Annotated in this window: 17 protein-coding genes; 7 read left to right on the forward strand and 10 right to left on the reverse strand. The window is 60.0% G+C overall.

Annotation, left to right across the window (positions count from 1 at the left end; translation table 11 throughout):
- The first annotated feature begins 19 nt into the window (after nucleotides 1-19).
- From FIU92_RS08420 to FIU92_RS08430, 3 genes are all read left to right on the forward strand, one after another.
- Nucleotides 20-595: a YSC84-related protein gene (locus FIU92_RS08420; RefSeq protein WP_152458143.1), complete on the forward strand. Its 576-nt coding sequence runs from the start codon at nucleotides 20-22 to the stop codon at nucleotides 593-595.
- Between the two features lie 168 nt (nucleotides 596-763).
- Nucleotides 764-3,226, forward strand: a complete 2,463-nt coding sequence (locus tag FIU92_RS08425; protein ID WP_152458144.1) for a penicillin acylase family protein — start codon at nucleotides 764-766, stop codon at nucleotides 3,224-3,226.
- 109 nt (nucleotides 3,227-3,335) lie between these two features.
- Nucleotides 3,336-3,731, forward strand: a complete 396-nt coding sequence (locus tag FIU92_RS08430; protein ID WP_152458145.1) for a nuclear transport factor 2 family protein — start codon at nucleotides 3,336-3,338, stop codon at nucleotides 3,729-3,731.
- A 1-nt stretch (nucleotide 3,732) separates the two neighbouring features.
- Here FIU92_RS08430 and FIU92_RS08435 read toward each other — a convergent pair whose 3' ends face one another.
- The 5 genes from FIU92_RS08435 to trkA form a co-directional block, all read right to left on the reverse strand.
- Complete coding sequence (locus tag FIU92_RS08435) at nucleotides 3,733-4,038, reverse strand: putative quinol monooxygenase (protein WP_152458146.1); 306 nt, start codon at nucleotides 4,036-4,038, stop codon at nucleotides 3,733-3,735.
- A 14-nt stretch (nucleotides 4,039-4,052) separates the two neighbouring features.
- Complete coding sequence (gene hflX / locus FIU92_RS08440; protein ID WP_152458147.1) at nucleotides 4,053-5,333, reverse strand: GTPase HflX; 1,281 nt, start codon at nucleotides 5,331-5,333, stop codon at nucleotides 4,053-4,055.
- Nucleotides 5,330-5,569 carry an RNA chaperone Hfq gene (gene hfq / locus FIU92_RS08445; RefSeq protein WP_005982826.1) on the reverse strand — a complete coding sequence of 80 codons (240 nt, stop codon included), beginning with the start codon at nucleotides 5,567-5,569 and terminating at the stop codon, nucleotides 5,330-5,332. Before hfq ends, hflX begins: the two co-directional genes overlap by 4 nt.
- A 132-nt stretch (nucleotides 5,570-5,701) precedes the next feature.
- Nucleotides 5,702-7,240, reverse strand: a complete 1,539-nt coding sequence (locus FIU92_RS08450) for a TrkH family potassium uptake protein (RefSeq protein WP_152458148.1) — start codon at nucleotides 7,238-7,240, stop codon at nucleotides 5,702-5,704.
- Nucleotides 7,240-8,616 carry a Trk system potassium transporter TrkA gene (gene trkA / locus FIU92_RS08455; RefSeq protein WP_152458149.1) on the reverse strand — a complete coding sequence of 459 codons (1,377 nt, stop codon included), beginning with the start codon at nucleotides 8,614-8,616 and terminating at the stop codon, nucleotides 7,240-7,242. Before trkA ends, FIU92_RS08450 begins: the two co-directional genes overlap by 1 nt.
- Before the next feature lie 114 nt (nucleotides 8,617-8,730).
- On the opposite strand from trkA, the gene FIU92_RS08460 reads away from it, so the two are divergent.
- Nucleotides 8,731-9,192, forward strand: a complete 462-nt coding sequence (locus tag FIU92_RS08460; protein ID WP_254705368.1) for a hypothetical protein — start codon at nucleotides 8,731-8,733, stop codon at nucleotides 9,190-9,192.
- An 18-nt stretch (nucleotides 9,193-9,210) separates the two neighbouring features.
- Here FIU92_RS08460 and FIU92_RS08465 read toward each other — a convergent pair whose 3' ends face one another.
- The 5 genes from FIU92_RS08465 to dusB all read right to left on the reverse strand — a co-directional run bounded on the left by FIU92_RS08465 (nucleotide 9,211) and on the right by dusB (nucleotide 16,440).
- Entirely contained in the window at nucleotides 9,211-10,620 is a 1,410-nt protein-coding gene (locus tag FIU92_RS08465; RefSeq protein WP_152458151.1) for a sigma-54 dependent transcriptional regulator, read from the reverse strand.
- A complete protein-coding gene (locus FIU92_RS08470) occupies nucleotides 10,617-12,881 on the reverse strand; it encodes a PAS domain-containing sensor histidine kinase (RefSeq protein WP_152459864.1) in 2,265 nt (754 codons plus the stop codon). Before FIU92_RS08470 ends, FIU92_RS08465 begins: the two co-directional genes overlap by 4 nt.
- Nucleotides 12,882-13,004: 123 nt before the next feature.
- Entirely contained in the window at nucleotides 13,005-14,372 is a 1,368-nt protein-coding gene (locus FIU92_RS08475) for a response regulator (RefSeq protein WP_152458152.1), read from the reverse strand.
- On the reverse strand, nucleotides 14,372-15,460 hold the full coding sequence (locus tag FIU92_RS08480) for a nitrogen regulation protein NR(II) (RefSeq protein ID WP_152458153.1): 1,089 nt from the start codon (nucleotides 15,458-15,460) through the stop codon (nucleotides 14,372-14,374). Before FIU92_RS08480 ends, FIU92_RS08475 begins: the two co-directional genes overlap by 1 nt.
- Complete coding sequence (dusB, locus tag FIU92_RS08485; RefSeq protein ID WP_371419739.1) at nucleotides 15,457-16,440, reverse strand: tRNA dihydrouridine synthase DusB; 984 nt, start codon at nucleotides 16,438-16,440, stop codon at nucleotides 15,457-15,459. Before dusB ends, FIU92_RS08480 begins: the two co-directional genes overlap by 4 nt.
- A 182-nt stretch (nucleotides 16,441-16,622) precedes the next feature.
- Here dusB and FIU92_RS08490 point away from each other — a divergent pair, with 182 nt between their 5' ends.
- Genes FIU92_RS08490 through FIU92_RS08500 form a run of 3 tightly spaced genes read left to right on the forward strand, consistent with a single transcriptional unit; the run spans nucleotide 16,623 to nucleotide 18,720 of the window.
- Nucleotides 16,623-17,753, forward strand: coding sequence for a bifunctional 2-C-methyl-D-erythritol 4-phosphate cytidylyltransferase/2-C-methyl-D-erythritol 2,4-cyclodiphosphate synthase (locus tag FIU92_RS08490; RefSeq protein ID WP_152458155.1), 1,131 nt, complete (start codon nucleotides 16,623-16,625; stop codon nucleotides 17,751-17,753).
- Nucleotides 17,750-18,247: a phosphatidylglycerophosphatase A gene (locus tag FIU92_RS08495; RefSeq protein ID WP_152459865.1), complete on the forward strand. Its 498-nt coding sequence runs from the start codon at nucleotides 17,750-17,752 to the stop codon at nucleotides 18,245-18,247. Before FIU92_RS08490 ends, FIU92_RS08495 begins: the two co-directional genes overlap by 4 nt.
- Nucleotides 18,244-18,720, forward strand: a complete 477-nt coding sequence (locus tag FIU92_RS08500; RefSeq protein WP_152458156.1) for a CinA family protein — start codon at nucleotides 18,244-18,246, stop codon at nucleotides 18,718-18,720. Before FIU92_RS08495 ends, FIU92_RS08500 begins: the two co-directional genes overlap by 4 nt.
- The last annotated feature ends 102 nt before the right edge of the window (nucleotides 18,721-18,822 follow it).

Raw genomic sequence — 18,822 nt, forward strand, 5'->3', positions numbered from 1 at the left:
AGTTACAGAGAAAAAAACCATGAGCAGTTCCAACTCCCCCCGACTGAACCGTCGCGGCTTTGCCTTGGGCATGGCAGGCCTGTCCCTGACCGCCGCCTGCGGCAACGGCGTCGGCAATTCAAACTCGGCCATGATCGACGCCCGCGTCGATGCCACGCTGACCGAAATGTACAGCCGGTATCCCAACACCGTGGAAATCGCGAACAAAGCCAACGGCATGTTGGTTATGCCCCTGATCACCGACGCCGGATTGATCTTCTTTGGCGGCGCCTACGGCCAAGGCGCGCTGCGCATCAACGGCGCAACGGTCGATTACTATTCTGCAATTTCCGGAACCGCAGGTCTGCAAATCGGTGCGCAGCAATATGCGCATATCCTGTTCTTCATGACCGAGGATGCGCTGAACGATTTCCGCCGTTCCAGCGGATGGACAGCCGGTGCCGATATTGGATATGTGGTTGACGCAACAGGGAATTCCTTGTCCACGGACACGACAACACTGCGTTCGCCGGTGCTGGCGGTGGTCTTTGGCCAGGCCGGTCTAAAATTCGGCGCGACCGTCGAAGGTACGAAATACACCCGCATCATCCCATAACCCGGATTACCACTTCCCCCACACACGGCCCCGTCGCAGCACAACACTGCGGCGGGGCATTTGATTTCACCCCTTCCCGCGCAGGTTCTTGCCGCGTTCCTCTTTCGGTCGGACCGACCATCCTCTAGTCTCTGCGCAACATTCATCTGAACAATAATAGGGGCAGTAATGGGTCTTGTTTTCCGCTGGCTGGTGCGCATCGCGTCGGGTCTGATCATTTTGATCCTCGCCGCAATGGGCCTTGTCTATTTTCTGGCCAGCCAATCCCTGCCGGACTATGACCAAACGCTTGAGGTCGAAGGTCTGACCGCCCCGGTCGAGATCGTACGCGACACCGCCAACGTACCGCATATTCTGGGCCAGACCGATCCCGATGTGTTCTTTGGATTGGGATATGCCCACGCACAGGATCGACTGTGGCAGATGACGGTCATGCGCCGTACCGCGCAAGGCCGTCTGTCCGAGGTCTTTGGCCCGCGCACGCTTCACATCGACAAGCTGCTGCGCAGGTTGGACCTTTACGGGCTGGCCCACCGATCAGTCGAGGTGCAGGACGATTATACCAAGGCCGCCTTGCGTGCCTATTCCGCCGGGGTCAATGCCCGCCTGACCGAGATCAACGAAGAGGCGCTGGGTCGCGGCGCACCCGAGATGTTCCTGTTCAACGCTCCGGTCTCGCCCTGGCAACCGGGTGACAGTATCGCGATGATCAAGCTGATGGCGCTGCAACTGTCGGGCCATCTGAGCGATGAAGTTCTGCGCGCGCGCACGTCCTTGATGCTGAACAACCCCGAACGTCTGGCCGACATCCTGCCCGACGTTCCCGGACCCGGCATTGCCGCGCTGCCCGAATATGCCACCCTGTTCCCAGATCTTCCGCGTTATGCGGCGGGAACGGACATTCCCGAAACACCTCTTTCACCCCTTCCCAAACGTGGTCTGGCCGGAGCTTCTAACGCCTGGACCGCCGCGCCGTCACGTTCTGCAAGTGGCGGGACTCTGTTGGCCAACGACCCTCATTTGGGTTTCACTGCGCCAGGGATTTGGTACCTGGCACATCTCGGCCTGGAAAAAGGCGGTGTCATTGGGGCTTCGATCCCTGGTGTGCCCGCCATCATGACCGGACGCAGCGACCGGCTGGGATGGGGGCTTACATCCTCGTATCTTGACGATCAGGACGTTCATATCGAGCAGTTGAATCCTGACAATCCCGAGGAATACCTGACCCCGACCGGCTTCAAGGAATTCCAGACCCGCCCTTCGATCATCGAGATCAAGGGGGAAGCTCCGGTAACGCTGACCCTGCGCTGGACGGACAATGGGCCGGTGCTGCCGGGCACGGATTACAAGCTGGAAACCATCACGCCGCCGGGCCATGTGGCATCGCTGTCCTGGACGGCGCTCAGCCCGCAGGACACGTCGATGTCGGCGTCCATGGCGCTGATGAACGCCGACAACGTGGAGCAGGCCATCGCGGTCGGTGAGCAGTTCATCGCGCCTTCTCAGAACCTGTCGCTGGTCGACAAGACGACCATCGGGATGAAGCTGATCGGCGCCATGCCTCGGCGTGATCCGCGAAACCAAAGCCGGGGGCGCATCCCCTCGCCCGGCTGGATCGAGGCCAATCGCTGGCAAGGCCGCCTGCCCTATGCCGACAACCCGGAATTCGTGGCCCCCGTCGGCGGTGTTCTGGGCAACACGAACAACAAGATCATCGACCGCCCCTTCCCGGATCACGTCTCGTATGAATGGGGCGATACGCAGCGCGTGCATCGCTGGGAACGCCTGATGCAATCGCGCGAGGTGCATACTCGCGACAGCTTTATCGAGGCACAGCTGGACACTGTCAGCTTTACCGCGCGGTCCCTGCTGCCGCTGATCGGTGCCGATCTGTGGTTCACCGGGGCTTCGGCCCCCGAAGGAACGCCGGAACGCCAGCGCCAGATGGCGCTGTCGCTGCTTGCTGACTGGAACGGTGAGATGAACGAACACCTGCCCGAGCCGTTGATCTATGCGGCCTGGCTGCGTGCGCTGCAAATCCGGCTGATCTCGGACGAGCTTGGGCCTCTGGCCAGCGAATACAAACATGTCGAACCGCTGTTCATCGAACGGGTGTATCGCGACATTGACGGCGCGGGTGTCTGGTGCGACGTGATTCAAAGCGCACCGGTCGAGACATGCACCGAGATGGCGCGGCTTGCACTGGACGACGCGCTGATCTGGATCTCTGAACGATACGGCAGCGCGCTTGAATCCCTGCGTTGGGGCGACGCGCATCAGGCAACGCATGATCACCCCGTGCTGGGCTCTGTCCCGATATTGCGGTTATTTGTGAACATTCGCCAATCGACCAGCGGCGGCGACAACACATTGCTGCGCGGCCGAACATCGGGCGAAGGGCCTGATCCGTTCCAGAATGTGCACGGCGCCGGATATCGCGGGGTTTATGACTTTGCCGATCCCAACAGCTCGGTCTTCATTACGGCGACCGGGCAATCGGGTCATTTCCTGTCGCGCTACTATGACGATCAGGCGCAGCTGTGGCGGCGTGGCGAATACATACCCATGTCACTGGATCTTGATCTGGCCCGCGCCGCGGCTGTCGGGGTAACCAATCTGATCCCGCGATAATCCGCCTATTCGGCAAGTCCCCGCCCTGTTCGCGGGGGCATCGTGGCACCCACAGCTTTATTCGCCTAACATAACGGCACCGATCATGTGGGACCAAAAGGGGGCGAGTATGGCCAGCATTCGGGATACTCTGAATAACCTCGCGCGAGACTACGCAATAGCCTGGAGCTCGGGTGACCCCGACGCGGTTGCCGGCTTCTTCGCGTCAAACGGGCAGGTCACCATCAACCGGGGCGACCCGATCGAGGGGCGCGCGGCGATCGCCGACATGGCCCGGAGGTTTTACGCGGATTTTCCGGATCTCGAACTGCGTTGCGACATGATGCGATGGGCCGGATCTCATGCCATATTCGTCTGGACCCGCGAAGGGCACCATTCCGTAACCGGTAATCACGTCACAGCGCGCGGCTGGGAAGAGTGGGAACTGACGTCAGATTATCTTGTACAATCATCATCGGGCTGGTTCGACGCGGACGACCATCAACGGCAGATAGACGGGGCCTGACTCACCGTCCGCTGGATGCGCGTTCCATCCTGTAGTCCCGCGGTATCCCCTGAGTGACCCGCGACCAGTCAAACGCCCGTGTCCGGGCCTGATGTGCATCGAAAGCCTGCTGATCTGTAAACACTTCTGACACGTTGAACCGACCTGGACGGGTCTGATCCTCAATCACGTCGAAGGATATGCAGCCCTGTTCCGCCCGGGTCAGTTTCACATGGTCCGGCAACGCTGCGCGCACCTCTTCCAGCCGGTCCACGGGCACATCGATATGGCCGGTCAGGAACACTCTTTGGTCCGGCTTGTCAGACATATCCGGCCCTGTCGCTAATTCTTCAGCGCCTCGAACTGAGCCGCCTGTTTATCGGTCCACAATACCGTGATGCGGAAACCGTCATCGGTTTGTTCTTCTGTGCGCACCACATCCTGGCGGAACAACCAGGCCCGCTTGTCCCCGTCAGAGAAAGACAGATCCAACACCGCCTCACGCCGTGCACCTTGCAGATGCATCGCGATCTCGGACAGCAACGGCGCGATGCCTTCCCCGGTTACAGCCGAAATCGCGAATATCTCAGGATCTCGGTCCGCCCGCGCCAGCGTTGCCTCGCGCTCATCGGCGCTCAGCAGATCTATCTTGTTCCATACCTCAAGCCGGGGCCGCTCTTCGTCGACGCCCAGCGAGGTCAGGATCGCCTCGACATCGTGCGCCTGCGCCTCGGTTTCCTCGTGGCTGATATCACGCACATGGACGATCAGGTCGGCACCCAGGACTTCTTCCAGCGTGGCCCGGAAAGCCGCCACAAGCTCGGTCGGGAGGTTCGAGATAAAGCCCACCGTGTCCGACAGGATCACTTCGGGGCCGTCCGGCAACTGTACGCGGCGCATGGTCGGATCCAGCGTGGCGAACAGCATGTCCTTGGCCATCACTTCGGCCCCGGTCAGGTGATTGAACAGCGTCGATTTCCCTGCGTTCGTATACCCGACGAGTGCGACGATTGGATAAGGCACCTTGGCCCGGGCGGCCCGGTGCAGTGTCCGGGTCTTGACCACCTTCTGCAACTGCCGCCGCAAGCGTACCAGTTGCTCGTCAATGGCGCGGCGGTCGGCTTCGATCTGAGTTTCGCCGGGTCCGCCGACAAATCCCAAACCACCGCGCTGACGTTCAAGGTGTGTCCACGCCCGTACCAGCCGCGTCCGCTGATAGCTGAGCGCGGCCATCTCGACCTGCAACACCCCTTCCCGCGTGCGGGCGCGATCGCTGAAAATCTCAAGGATCAACCCGGTCCGATCGAGGATCTTGACCTTCCACGCCTTTTCCAGATTGCGCTGCTGCACCGGGGTCACCGGCCCGTCGATCAGAACCAGCTCAACCTCGTTGTCGCGAAAACGCGCACCAAGTTCTTCAATCTTTCCGCTGCCGAACAAATACCCGGCCTGCGCGCGTTGAAGTCGCACGACTTCTGACCCGATCACGTCCAGATCGGGCAATGCGGCGGCCAGTGCCACCGCCTCTTCCAGCGCCGGTTCGGGGACACGGCGCTGTTCGTCTGATTTGATTTCGGGATGCAGCACCCAGGCCCGGGTGCGCGCCCGCTCATGTTCCGTCAAGAGGCGTCTTCGCCCTCATACAGGTTGATCGGCTGTGACGGCATGATGGTCGAAATCGCGTGTTTGTAGACCAGCTGCGACTGTCCGTCGCGGCGCAACAATACGCAGAAATTGTCGAACCAGGTGATGACACCCTGCAATTTCACACCGTTGATCAGGAAAATCGTGACCGGAACCTTAGCTTTCCGTACATTGTTCAGGAAGGCATCCTGAAGATTCTGTCTGTCCGAAGCCATATTTTTATAATCTCGCCATTGTTCTTGCTACGCGCTGCGGACCAACGCGCTCCCTCCGGCAGAGTATGGAGTGCTACGCACAGATATTCCAGATGAAAAATCAGGCGTTAGCCGCCGCATGATGTGCCCGGCTCAATCCCGCCAAAGCGACGGGGTGATCAGGGCAATGATCGCCAGCGTTTCAAGACGCCCGATGACCATGGCCGCGCACAGCGTCAGCTTGGCGCTGGCAGAAAGGTCGATCAGGCGAATTGGAACGTCGGTGGCCAACTCGATCAACGGCCCCGTCGTGCTGAGTGTGGCCACGCTGAGCACCATGGCCTGTTCGAATCCGGACCCCATCGCCGCAAGCAATAGGTTGAATACCGCAAGGGTCAGCGCAAAAAGCATCAGAAAGATCCAGGCGATGAACGCCCCGTCGCTTTGAATGCGGCGATTGCCACCCCCTGCACCGCTGACGGACGAGGGATAGATCAGGCGGTCGATCTCTCGTGCGCCATTCAGATACAGCGCGAAGACCCGCAACAGCTTGACCCCTCCGGCCGTCGTCGCGACGCCTCCGCCGATCAATGCCAGCCCCATCAACAGCAAACCAGGCGTTCCCAAACCCGACAGTTGCTGTGCGTCGTTCCAGTTCGCGCTTTCGAATCCGGCCGTCGTCAGGAAAGCCAGAACGGTGAACAGCATCCCCCAGATGACTTGCAACGCCTGCATTGGTTCCATTTGACCACCGATTTCCGTCACGCCCGCGACAACCCGGAAGAACAACAGGATTGCGACAGCAAGGACAATCATCAGACCAATGCGAAACTCTGGGTCCGTATCCAGACGGGAATAGCCTGTTGTCGCGGTATCCTTCGAAAAAGTCAGACGCGAGAGAGCAAAGAACAGGAACAGAAACAAGATGGCTTCGCCCGTAAACCCGGCCTGCGCCCCCTCCATGCCGCCTACCGGAGAGATTCCGGACGTGGCCATCACTGCCATCGCATGGCACACGGCCGTCAGACCGACTTCACCGGCGATCAACAGAAGAACCCAGATCACGGTCGTCAGCCCGACATAGACTGGCGTCAGGGTCCAGGCGACACGGATCAGACGGCCTCGCGGGTCCACGCGCTCGCTCTGTGCCACCCCTGACACCGGGCGCCCCGGCTGGCCTTTAGCAGTGACCTCGAACCCGCCAAGCGACAGCGGGGCAAGGATCGCCGCAGCGGCGATCCACATCAGCAGGCCGCCCATCCAACCGACCATGGCGCGCCACAAATGCAACGGGGCCGTCAGACGGGCCGGATCCGGAAACAGGTCCGCCCCCGTGGTCGTCAGAGAACTGACCATATCGAAATAGGCGTTCAGAAAGGTGGTCGTTCCAAGCGCGTCGTGAAATGGGATCGCCAGAAAGATGGGTAGCAGCGTGAAACAGGCCAGCATCACCGCCAGCTGCCCCAACGTGCCGCGCCGGGGTATGCGGTTGGAGGACGCCATCGCGATGGTGGCAACCAAAAACAAGCCCAGGATCCCGGAATACAGAAAGGATCGTGACGTGTCGTGATCGTCCAGAGCCAACGCATAGATCGCTGGAATCCACATGGTCAGGGATGCAATGCCCCAGATCAGCAGGAACAACGGCAACCGCCGCAACAATCCAACCTGTTGTGTCCCTGCATGCGCCATCAGAAGAAATCGATTGAAACCTGCATCAGGCGTTCAACCTCTGGTACGTCCTTGGCCATGGCAAAGATTGCGACCACATCTTTTTCATCGATCCGCAGGCTGCCTGTCGGTCGCAGAACCTCGTCTCCCTTGCGGACCGCGCCCACAAGCACCCCCTCGGGAAAGTCGATATCGCGCAGACGTTGCCCGGCCATGGGCGAGGTTGACAGAACCTCGGCCTCGATCACCTCGGCCTCGGCGTCCCCTATGGAATAGACCTGACGCACCCGTCCATGCCGGATGTGCCGCAGGATCGAGCTGACGGTCGTGGCCCGCGGGTTGATATAGGCATCGATCCCCAAGGGCCCCATCAGGGCCACCATGCTGGGATCGTTGATCAATGCAATCGCCAGAGCGCACCCTTCGGCCTTGGCACGCACCGCGGCCAGCATGTTCGTACGGTCGTCATCCGTAACTGCCAGCATCGCATCGGCCCGCTCGATCCCCGCTTCGCTCAGCAACCCGGCATCCAGCCCGTCGCCATGCAGCACGATCGTCCGTTCCAGAGCTTCGGCGGCAAGTTCAGCGCAATGGCGGTCGCGTTCGATGATCTTGGCCCGCACGCGGCTTTCGCGTTCTTCCAGCGTTCTGGCCACTTCCAGCCCGACATTTCCGCCGCCCACGATCACCACGCGATCCTGCCGCTTCTGCGCCTTGCCGAACACCTCCATGGTGCGATCCACGTCCTTGACGTTGGTGAAGACATAGCATTCATCGCCCACGAACAGCTGATCCTCGGATTCGGGCGCGAACAGCGTGCCTTCGCGCCGCACCCCAACCACGATGGAACTGAGGGTCGAGAACAGATCCGTCAGCTGCCGCAACGGTGTATTCACGATCGGGCAATCCTCTTCCACCCGCACCCCAAGCAGCTGCGCCTTGCCGTCCATGAAAATCTCGGTGTCAAAGGCGGATGGGGCAGAAAGGCGGCGCATGGCGGCGGCGGCAACTTCGCGTTCGGGGCTGATCACCACATCAATCGGCAGATGATCACGACGGTACAAATCCGAGTGAATCGCCTCGAGGTAGGATTTCGACCGCAGGCGCGCGATCTTGCGCTGGATCGAAAAGACCGAGTGCGCCATCTGGCAGGTGACCATGTTCACCTCATCCGAATGGGTGGCGGCGATGATCATGTCAGCGTCACGGGCCCCTGCCCGTTCCAGCACGTCCGGGTAACTTGCAAACCCGGCGATCCCCTGCACATCCAGCGTTTCCGTCGCCCGCCTTACAAGGTCGGGGTTGTTGTCCACGACGGTGACATCGTTCAGCTCGCCCGAAAGATGCCGCGCGATCTGCCAGCCGACCTGCCCCGCACCGCAAATAATGACCTTCATGCTTCTGGCCCTTCTGCCTGAAAGGATTGAATGACAGATGCCCCCAGAGCGGTCAATTGAATTGTCATCGCAGCCCCGCTGCGGCAAGATAAGCATATGAAAACGCTGTTTCCTATGCTGATACCTTTGATGGTGCTGTCTTCTTGCGGACCACTTTCGCTTTACTACCGCGAAGGTGAAACCGTATCGCGCCTGCAAAAAGAGACCACTCAGTGCCAGCTGAAGGCGGTTAAAGAAGTGCCGGTAGCCAATCAGATCCGCCAAAGCCCGCCAACCTACTGGCCGGGGCGTACATATTGCGATGGCAGGGGTCGTTGCTATCGATCACCCGGCTGGTGGCAGCCCGGCCGTGTTTATACCGTGGATGTGAATCAGGGCCTGCGCAACACGGTCGAAGCGCAATGCATGGCCCAGAAAGGGTTTCGACCCGTCAGCCTGCCGCCGTGCAAGCAGAACGTCAAATCACGCGTGCCCGCGACGCGAACAACCACTTTGCCACCGCTCAACAGCGCGTCGTGCTTTGTGAAATTCGATGACGGCTCATTTCAAATCATAACGCCTGGCCAGGCCGGCTGAGGCCGTGCGACCGGCAGATTATTCTGCCGGTTCGGGTTCATCGATTTGCGCCACGCGCGCACCGGATTTGTTCGAAGTCACCACGCCCAGAGATTTCAATTTCCGATGCAGGGCGCTGCGTTCCATGCCTACAAAGCTGGCCGTGCGGCTGATATTGCCGCCAAACCGGTTGATCTGTGTCAGCAGATACTCTCGCTCGAACGCCTCGCGGGCTTCGCGCAACGGCAAGGTGGCCAATGCGCCAGACAACACGACACGACCTGAATCTTCTGCCTTTTCTTCCTCGTTGGGCAACTCACGCGCCTCAATCGGGCCGGAGCCATCGCCAAGGATCAGAACCCGCTCGATCAGGTTTTTGAGCTGGCGCACGTTGCCGGGCCAGGTCATCGTCTGCAACAGCGCGACAGCCTCTTCCGAAAGTTCCCTGATCGGCAAACCCTGAGTTTCGTTGCACATCTCGATAAAGTGCTGCGCCAGAACCGGGATATCTTCGCGCCGATCTTCCAGTGACGGCACGGCAATCGGGACGACGTTCAGACGGTGGTACAGCTCTTCCCGGAACCGTTCAGCCGCGATTTCTTCGTCAAGATCCTTGCTTGTTGACGAGATCACGCGAAGGTCCACGCGCACCTTGTCACTGCCACCGACACGCTGGAACTGCTGGTCCACCAGCACCCGCAGGATTTTTGATTGTGTCCCAAGGGGCATGTCGGCAACTTCGTCAAAATAGACCACGCCTCCATGCGCCTCTTCCAGCAAACCCGATTCCACGCCGCGTTCTGCCGATTCCCGGCCAAACAGCACCTCTTCCACACGTTCGGGTTCGATCCCGGCGCAGTTTACCGTGACAAATGGCGCGTTGGCGCGATTTGAATGGGCATGGATGTACCGTGCTGCAATCTCTTTGCCTGACCCAGCTGGGCCGCTGAGCATCACGCGGCCATTCGACTTGGTCACCTTGTCCAACTGCCCCTGCATGGCGCGGAACGCGGCGGATTTGCCGATCATGTCGGAATTATTGACTTCTTTCCGCTTCAGAGACGCATTCTCGCGACGCAGGCGAGAGGTCTCCATCGCGCGGCGGATCACCACCATCAACTGGTCTATGTTGAACGGCTTTTCGATAAAATCATAGGCGCCCTGCTTGATTGCGGCGACGGCAATTTCAATGTTGCCGTGGCCCGAAATGATCACCACCGGCACATCCGGGTTGTCGCGTTTCACCGCTTTCAGGATGTCGATGCCATCCATGCGGCTGTCTTTCAGCCAGATATCCAGGATCAACAACCCCGGCGGTTCAGAGTTGATTGACGCCATGCACTCGTCCGAGTTGGCCGCCAGCCGGGTTGAATAGCCTTCGTCCTCCAGAATGTCGGACACCAGCTCGCGAATATCGCGCTCATCATCTACGATCAGAATGTCACTCATCTTTGGCCTGCTTTCAGTTTGTTGGTTCTAATTGCCTGCTTCTGTGGCGCTGCCGTTTGGGACACAGTAACCCCCGGCAATCGGATCACGGCCATCGCGCCAAAATGGTCCTGTCCGTCAAACACGGGCGCATCCTCGAGGGTCAGCGCGCCGCCATGCTCTTCAATGATCTTCTTGACGATGGGCAGGCCCAGCCCGGTCCCTTCGTCACGTGTCGTTACATAGGGCTCAAACAGCCGTGCCCGATCCTCGGGCAGGCCGATCCCGTTGTCTGCAATGGTTATGACCGTACCCGCATCATCACCGGTAACCGTCACTTTGATCTGTGGCTGAAGGTTGTCGGGCGCCCCTTTTTCCTTAAGGGTTGCAATGGCTTCCCCGGCATTCTTGATGAGGTTGGTAAGCGCCTGATTCAGCATGGTTGCATCGACATCAGCCATGATGGGCTGTTGCGGCAGATCGGCATCGATCTGCACATCCGGCTGCCCGGCCTGTTGCAGCAGGACCGCCTCGTGCACCAGATCAACAAGGTTTTCTTCCCTGCGTTCAGGTTCGGGCATCCGTGCAAATTTCGAGAATTCATCCACGATGCGGCGCAGATCGTTGGTCTGCCGCACAATCACATTAGTCATCGAATCCAGGCTGCTGCTGTCTTCCTCATCCAGTTTGCGCGAGAATTTGCGCTTGATCCGTTCCGCGCTCAGCTGGATCGGTGTCAGAGGGTTCTTGATCTCATGCGCGATGCGGCGGGCCACGTCACCCCAGGCCGCCATCCGTTGGGCGCTGACCAGATCTGTGACGTCATCGAAGGCAACCACATAGCCTTCCAGTCCGCCATCTTCTCCGCGACGGATGGCCATGCGGACCAACAGGTTCTCGAGCCGTCCCTTGCGGGTCACTTTGATTTCGCCCTGAACGGCCTCTTGCCCGCTATCCTTCAGACTTTCAAACAGGGGCAGAAATTCCGGCACCGCAATGCCGATGGCCAGATGCTGCTCGCCCCCGGTCCAATCCAGCAACCGCTCGGCCGAACGGTTCACGAATGTAATGCATCCTTCCGGGTCCACTCCAACGACACCCGAAGTGACCGAACTGAGCACCGAATCGAACAGACGGCGCCGGCTTTCAATTTGCCGCGTGTTCTCCAACAGCGTATCGCGCTGTCCTTTCAACTGCCGGGTCATCTGGTTGAAATACCGGCCCAGCATCGCGATTTCGTCGTCGCTGGCCTCTTCAATCACCTGGACGCTCAGATCACCGGCACCAACCCGCTGCGCCGCGGTGGTCAACCGCCCCACGGGACGCGACAGCCGTTCGGCAAACCACATGCCAAGGGACATTGCCGCAAGGATCAGGATCAACGCAAAGCCCAGATACAACAGGCCGAACTCGAACAGCACCCTGCCCCGTTCGCTTTCCAGTTGCTGATAGAACTGTGCCGTTTCCTTGGTATCGTCCAGCAGCGTCAACAACTGCCCATCCACCTCGCGGCTGACATAGAGATAGCGATCCAGATAAGCCTTCAGAGGAACCAGCGCGCGGAACTCGTTGTTGGGCCAGTCGGCGATGATCAGCAGGCCCTTGTCGGTGGCTTCTGCAATCTGCTCGGGGGTTGGGGCTTCGTAGTTGAACAGGTAAGACCGGTCCCCGCGCGATTTGATTTCGCCACCACCGTCGATGACATAGGCTTCGCGCAGCCCCCGTTGAATCTGAGCTTGCCCCTGCGCCAGAACTTCGCGCAGTTCAGCGTCCGAGATATAGAAGTCCAGCGATCGTGCATTATCCAGATATCGCGCAAGAACAGACGCGTCTTGCGTTAACCCTCGGCGGTGTTCCAGTTCATACGCTTCTGCCGCCGTCAGCGAAGATCCCACGACCTGACGCACGCGGTCGGAAAACCAGCCCTCAAGGCCGATATTGACGGTCAATCCGGCAAAAATCGCCACGGTCACGGTTGGAACCAGCGCCAGCAGAGTAAACGCCCCGATCAGGCGCAAATGCAGGCGCGAACCCGCCGACTTGGCCCGACGTGCGGCAATCAAGCTGCCAACCTGCCCAAGCACAAGTGCAGCAACAACCAGAACGTATACGAGATCGGCCAACAGAATCAGCCGCAAAGTCGGTGCAGTGGCGCCAAGATCGAAAGGACCGATGACAAGGTAAGTGGCCAGCGCCAGAACGGGCCCCATGAGAACCAGGCCAAACGTGCCAAAATTGCGCAGTTTCCGTGATTTACGCCATCGACTGATCGATGGGATCATCCCGCTCTGTGCTCGGGTTGCCACTGTCTGCCCTCATCCTGATGTGCCGCTTGAGCGGCTTACCGCCATATATCGTGATCTTTTCCCAACAGATGCCGGGATGCCACGGTTTGTGTGGCGATATTACATCAGTTTGCGTCGACGTGTCACCTGAATATCGAGATCCGTAATCTTTTTTCGCAACGTATTTCGGTTGATTCCCAGCAAATCGGCACATTTCGCCTGATTTCCGCCAGTTGCATCCAGCGCGATTTCGATCAGTGGGGCCTCAACTTCCCGCAATATGCGTTGATACAGGCCCGGGGGCGGCAGAATGTTGCCGTGCAGGTCAAAATACCTCCGCAGATGCCGCTCGACCGAGGTCGAAAGCTTTTCGCGTTCACCGCCGCTCAGGACCGGTTCCGCCTCTGGCTGGCTGCCAAGCACCGTTTCCACTTCGGCTTTGGTGATTTCATCAGCACGGCTGGTCAGACCCAACCGGCGCACGGCATTTTCCAGTTGCCGCACGTTCCCGGGCCAGGAATAGCGCCGCACCAGTTCCACCGCCTCGGGGCTGAGCCAGCGCTTGGTGCCGTTTTCCCGCTCTTCCCGCGCCAGGAAATGCTCGGCCAGCAGCGGAATGTCATCCACCCTTTCACGCAGTGATGGAACGTGGATCGTCGCCCCGCACAAGCGATAATAAAGGTCCTGACGGATGCGCCCGTTCTCCATCCCTTCGGTCAGGTCTGATTGGCTGGTGGCCATGAAACGGGGAACGTGATCGCCCGGTGTGTCCATCATGCGGACGATGCGCGCCTGAACCTGATCTTCGATATCAGCGATTTCGTCTATCAAAAGCGTACCGCCGCGAACCCGCGCCATCACACGGGCCGGGCCTTCCAGATCGCGCAATTCGGCAGCGGTGACAGTGACAAAGGGCAAGGTTCGACGGTCGGAAAAATCGTGAATGGCTCGGGCAATCAGTGACTTGCCCGTGCCGCTTTCACCGGAAATCATGACCGAGAGATCCGTGTTCATCACCCGGGCGACCAACCGGTACAGGGCCTGCATCACCGGTGTTCGCCCGACCAGTGGCAGTTCTTCGGGGCGCTCGCTTGTGCCCACGGTCGGCTCTGGCTGGGCGCGTTGCTTCTGATCCAGCGCCCGCGCTGTCCGCTTCATCAGATCCGGCAGGTCGAAGGGTTTTGGCAGATAATCGTACGCATCCGCCTCTGTCGCCTGAATCGCCGTCATGATGGTGTTTTGTGCGGAAATCACGATCACCGGCAAACCGGGGCGGTCTTCGGCTATCTTCGGCAGCATCTCAAGACCGTTTCCATCGGGCATGACCACGTCGGAAATCACCACGTCCCCTTTCCCCTCGCCGACCCAGCGCATCAACGTGGTCAGTGATGAGGTCGCATGCACCTTGCACCCGGCACGCGTCAGGGCCTGTGTCAGAACAGTGCGGATCGTGCGATCGTCGTCCGCGACCAATACGGTGCCATCCATCAGGTGCTCTCCTTCTTGTCCTCGATTGCGTCTCGCGGCGCGCGGCGCAGCGACAGTTTGAATACCGTTCGCCCGGGCACGGATTCGGCCGAAATCCAGCCGTCATGGTCCGAGATGATCTTGCTGACCAGCGCCAGCCCCAGGCCGGTGCCGTTTTCCTTGCCGGATACGAAGGGATCAAAAATGTCGCCGCGGATGTCTTCTGGCAGGCCCGGACCATCATCGATGATCTCGATCTGCAAAGGCAGCGAATGCCCTGACCCGTCACTGCGACGCAACCGGAAGGAATGTTCGAAATAGGTCCGCAGGCGGATCGTTCCGCCCTGCGGTCCTGCCGCTTCGGACGCGTTCCTGAGCAGATTCAGGATCACCTGCAGAATCTGATCCGGGTCTCCGTAAGCCAGCGGCAGCGACGGGTCATAGTCTTCGACGATCGTCATATCAGCGCCAAATCCCAACAATGCCGACCGTCTTGCGCGATCAAGCACATCGTGGATGTTGACCGGCTTGAAGTCAGGTTTCTGAAGGTTCCCGAATTGCTCGACCTGTTCCAGCAACTTCACGATCCGGCGGCTTTCGGCAACAATAAGGTCTGTCAGTTCAAGATCTTGCGGCGGTATATTCATGCTGAGCAACTGCGCCGCACCGGTGATCCCGGCCAGCGGGTTCTTGATCTCGTGCGCCAGCATTTCCGCCATGCCGATGGCGGATTGTGCCGCGGATTTGACCGTATTCCCCCGCGTCATCCGACCTGCCAGTTCACGAGGCGAGATGATCATGATCATAGAGCCCGGATGCCCGACCAAAGGCGCAATCTGCAACGCGCATTGCAGCGGCGCTCGGCTACCCGACCCCACATCCACATCATTCACGAACAAAGGCGTGCCCTGCCAGCGGGCGCGCTCGAACGCCTCTTCCAACGGCGCGTCCACGGCGATCTGATCCCACACCGGATGGCCGATCACCGATTTGCGCGACGCGTTCAGAAACCCCTCACCCGCAGCATTCACATCGGATATCCGGTCCTGTTCATCAATAATGAACGCCGGAACCGGCAGCGAGTTCCAGATGCTGGCATCGGAATTCATGCCGCCACCTCGTCCGTATCGCTGAGCGCATCTGCCAACAGGCGCAGAACTTCCGCCGGATCACGTGACGTCAGGACCGCCCGGCGCAAGGGCGCAGGCGTTGCGGCTTCGTCCATGTACCATCCCAAGTGCTTGCGGGCGACACGCAGACCCAGATCAGCGCCATAGAAATCCAGCATCGACTGATAATGCGCGCAAACCATATCAACCAGATCATGACCGGTCGGAATCTCGGGCGCTTCGGCCCCGTACAGGTCATGGCAGATTTGCGCCAAAACCCAAGGCTTGCCCTGGGCGCCACGACCGACCATCACCCCATCCGCGCCGGATTGGCGCAACGCGGTTCGGGCGGCGTCAGAGTCCACGATGTCTCCGTTCGCGATAACCGGGATCGATACGGCCTCTTTCACCGCCCGGATCGCCTGCCAATCGGCGTGACCCTTGTAGAACTGACAGCGTGTGCGGCCATGGATCGTGACCATCTGAATACCCGCGTCCTGAGCGCGGCGTGCCACGTCGGGCGCGTTCAACAGACTATCGTCCCATCCCAGCCGGGTTTTCAGCGTCACCGGCAGATCGACCGCGCCCACCACGGCCTCGATCAGTGCCAGCGCGTGGTCCGGCGTTTTCAGTAGGGCCGAGCCGGAATAACCGTTTGTTACCTTCTTGGCGGGGCACCCCATGTTGATGTCGATCACCCGCGCGCCACGGTCGGCCACCTGACGGGCCGCCTCGGCCATCCAATGGGCCTCGCGCCCGGCCAGTTGCACGGCGGTGTTTTCCACATCCGCGGACAGTTCCGCCCGTTCCCGCACGCCGGGCTTGGCCTGTACCATCTCTTGACTGGCGACCATTTCACTGACGACCATGCCCGCACCGAAACGCACCACCAGATCGCGAAACGGGCGGTCGGTGATTCCGGCCATGGGGGCCAGCAAAACAGGCGGTGCTATTTCCTTGTCGGCAAGGTGCAGTGTCAACGTGCTTAATCCTTGGGCAGTTGTGGTTTTGATATCGGTTTCTGCGCATATGAACAACAAATCGGCATGCAGCAAGCCCGCAAAATCATCATTTGCCTAATTATTAATCACATGACCATAGGTGATTGCCTCTGCATTCACCGCCGCCTAAACAATGCCCATCACGAGGAGAGCGCGCACATATGACAACTGCCGCCATCATAGTTGCCGCCGGTCGCGGGTCGCGCGCCGGGGGTGGCGTGCCAAAGCAATGGCGCAGCCTTGCGGGCCGGCGGGTGGCCGATTGGACGATCGAGCGCTTTCGCGGACAGGTGGATCACATTGTTCTGGTGTTGTCCGACGAAGACAGCGCCGCATGGGAAGAATTCCGTGAAACCGAGCTGATCCTGGCTGCGGGCGGAACGGATCGCGCGGGATCGGTGCGCAATGGATTGGCTGCACTGGCCGACCGGAACGTACAGCGCGTTTTGATCCACGACGTTGCAAGGCCTTGCGTCACACCCCGCATCATCACCGACGTTCTGAACGCCCTGGAAACATGTCCGGCGGCGGCGCCCGGGCTGGCGGTGACCGATGCGCTGTGGGTTGGGCATGAACAGGCCGTGACCGGTACGCAGGATCGCAGCAACCTGTTCGCCGCGCAAACTCCGCAGGGGTTTCACTATGACACCATCACCGCCGCCCACGCCGCCCATCCGGGCGGCGCTGCGGATGATGTCGAGGTGGCCCGCGCCGCCGGCCTTGATGTCTGCATCATACCGGGCGATGCGGACAATCTGAAAATCACCCGACCCGAGGATTTTGCCCGGGCGGAACGCATAATGGGAACGGAAATGGATGTAAGGCTGGGCAACGGGTACGATGTGCACCGTTTTGGCGATGGGGATCATGTGATCCTTTGCGGTGTGAAAGTGCCACATGACCGCGGACTGCAAGGCCATTCGGATGCCGATGTCGGAATGCACGCGGTTACCGATGCGATCTATGGCGCACTGGCGCAGGGCGATATCGGGCAGCATTTCCCGCCTTCGGACCCGCAATGGAAAGGCGCCGCCAGCGAGATTTTCCTGCGCCACGCGGTCGAGCTGGCGGGGCAGATGGGATACCGTATCTCGAACGTCGATTGCACGCTGGTCTGCGAATATCCAAAGATTGGCCCTCATGCACCAGCCATGCGAGAAAAAATTTCTGAAATCATGGACCTGCGTGCAGATCAGGTTTCGGTCAAGGCGACAACGTCCGAGCGTCTGGGCTTCACCGGCCGCAGCGAGGGCATCGCCTCTTTGGCCACGGCATGTCTGGTGAAAGCATGAACGCGGCACAGATGATCGGGACTGTCGGTGGCGTTGGCTATTTGCGCCCTGCCCCGGGCACCTGGGGATCGCTGGTGGCCCTGCCAATGGCCTGGGTATTGCACATGCTGGGTGGTTTCCCGTTGCTGGCCCTGGCAACGGTTGCGGTTTTTGTCGGCGGCCTGTGGGCCACACGCGTGATGACCGAGGGTCAGGATGACCACGACCCATCTGAAATCGTCATCGATGAGGTCGCAGGCCAGTTCATTGCGCTTTGGGCAATTTCCTATCCGTCCTGGGCGCATGGAATCGACATTACCGCGCTCTGGCCCGGCTGGGTTGGTGGGTTCATCCTGTTTCGTCTGTTCGACATCACCAAACCCGGCCCTGTCGGCTGGGCTGATCGCCGCGGCGATCCGATGGGCGTGATGCTGGATGACGTGATTGCGGGTATATTTGCAGCCATCGGAGTGATGGTTCTGGCAGGTATCGCACACGGAGTTCTGGGGTTATGAACGTGACAGACCTGCTGGACCGCGCCAAGGCGCAGGGCGTGATGATCGCCACCGCCGAAAGCTGCACCGGAGGCATGGTCGCTGCGGCCCTGACCGATATTCCCGGCAGCTCTGCGGTCGTAGATCGGGGTTTCGTCACCTACACCAACGAGGCCAAACAGGACATGCTGGGTGTTCGGGCCGAAACGCTGAACGCGCACGGTGCGGTTTCCGAACAGGTGGCCCGTGAAATGGCAGATGGCGCGCTGCGCAACTCACTGGCTCAACTTGCCGTCTCGATCACGGGAATTGCCGGGCCGGGCGGGTCCGAATTCAAACCCGAAGGGCGCGTGTGTTTTGGTTTGGCCGTCAAGGGACAGCCGACGCATGTTGAAACCGTCGAATTCGGTGCACCCGGTCGCAATGCCGTGCGGCGCGCGGCGCGTGACCACGCCTTGACCCTGCTGTACACGGCCCTTTCCACAGACGCCTAAACTTTCAGCACATGGCCAAAAAAATCGCTTCTTTTGAAGTCAGTTGAAAAAAGGCTGCCAAAACAGGCACTTTTTTTCGCTTTGCCTCTTTTTTCTCCAACC

Origin of the sequence: Ruegeria sp. THAF33 (assembly GCF_009363615.1) — a bacterium.
Classification (GTDB): domain Bacteria; phylum Pseudomonadota; class Alphaproteobacteria; order Rhodobacterales; family Rhodobacteraceae; genus Ruegeria.

What these genes read in the sequence shown, in the direction of transcription:
- FIU92_RS08420 (WP_152458143.1), top strand. Translation starts at nt 20, where the DNA reads ATGAGCAGTTCCAACTCCCCCCGACTGAACCGTCGCGGCTTTGCCTTG.
- FIU92_RS08425 (WP_152458144.1), top strand. Translation starts at nt 764, where the DNA reads ATGGGTCTTGTTTTCCGCTGGCTGGTGCGCATCGCGTCGGGTCTGATC.
- FIU92_RS08430 (WP_152458145.1), top strand. Translation starts at nt 3,336, where the DNA reads ATGGCCAGCATTCGGGATACTCTGAATAACCTCGCGCGAGACTACGCA.
- FIU92_RS08435 (WP_152458146.1), bottom strand. Translation starts at nt 4,038, where the DNA reads ATGTCTGACAAGCCGGACCAAAGAGTGTTCCTGACCGGCCATATCGAT.
- hfq (WP_005982826.1), bottom strand. Translation starts at nt 5,569, where the DNA reads ATGGCTTCGGACAGACAGAATCTTCAGGATGCCTTCCTGAACAATGTA.
- FIU92_RS08450 (WP_152458148.1), bottom strand. Translation starts at nt 7,240, where the DNA reads ATGGCGCATGCAGGGACACAACAGGTTGGATTGTTGCGGCGGTTGCCG.
- trkA (WP_152458149.1), bottom strand. Translation starts at nt 8,616, where the DNA reads ATGAAGGTCATTATTTGCGGTGCGGGGCAGGTCGGCTGGCAGATCGCG.
- FIU92_RS08460 (WP_254705368.1), top strand. Translation starts at nt 8,731, where the DNA reads ATGCTGATACCTTTGATGGTGCTGTCTTCTTGCGGACCACTTTCGCTT.
- FIU92_RS08465 (WP_152458151.1), bottom strand. Translation starts at nt 10,620, where the DNA reads ATGAGTGACATTCTGATCGTAGATGATGAGCGCGATATTCGCGAGCTG.
- FIU92_RS08470 (WP_152459864.1), bottom strand. Translation starts at nt 12,881, where the DNA reads ATGATCCCATCGATCAGTCGATGGCGTAAATCACGGAAACTGCGCAAT.
- FIU92_RS08475 (WP_152458152.1), bottom strand. Translation starts at nt 14,372, where the DNA reads ATGGATGGCACCGTATTGGTCGCGGACGACGATCGCACGATCCGCACT.
- FIU92_RS08480 (WP_152458153.1), bottom strand. Translation starts at nt 15,460, where the DNA reads ATGAATTCCGATGCCAGCATCTGGAACTCGCTGCCGGTTCCGGCGTTC.
- FIU92_RS08490 (WP_152458155.1), top strand. Translation starts at nt 16,623, where the DNA reads ATGACAACTGCCGCCATCATAGTTGCCGCCGGTCGCGGGTCGCGCGCC.
- FIU92_RS08495 (WP_152459865.1), top strand. Translation starts at nt 17,750, where the DNA reads ATGAACGCGGCACAGATGATCGGGACTGTCGGTGGCGTTGGCTATTTG.
- FIU92_RS08500 (WP_152458156.1), top strand. Translation starts at nt 18,244, where the DNA reads ATGAACGTGACAGACCTGCTGGACCGCGCCAAGGCGCAGGGCGTGATG.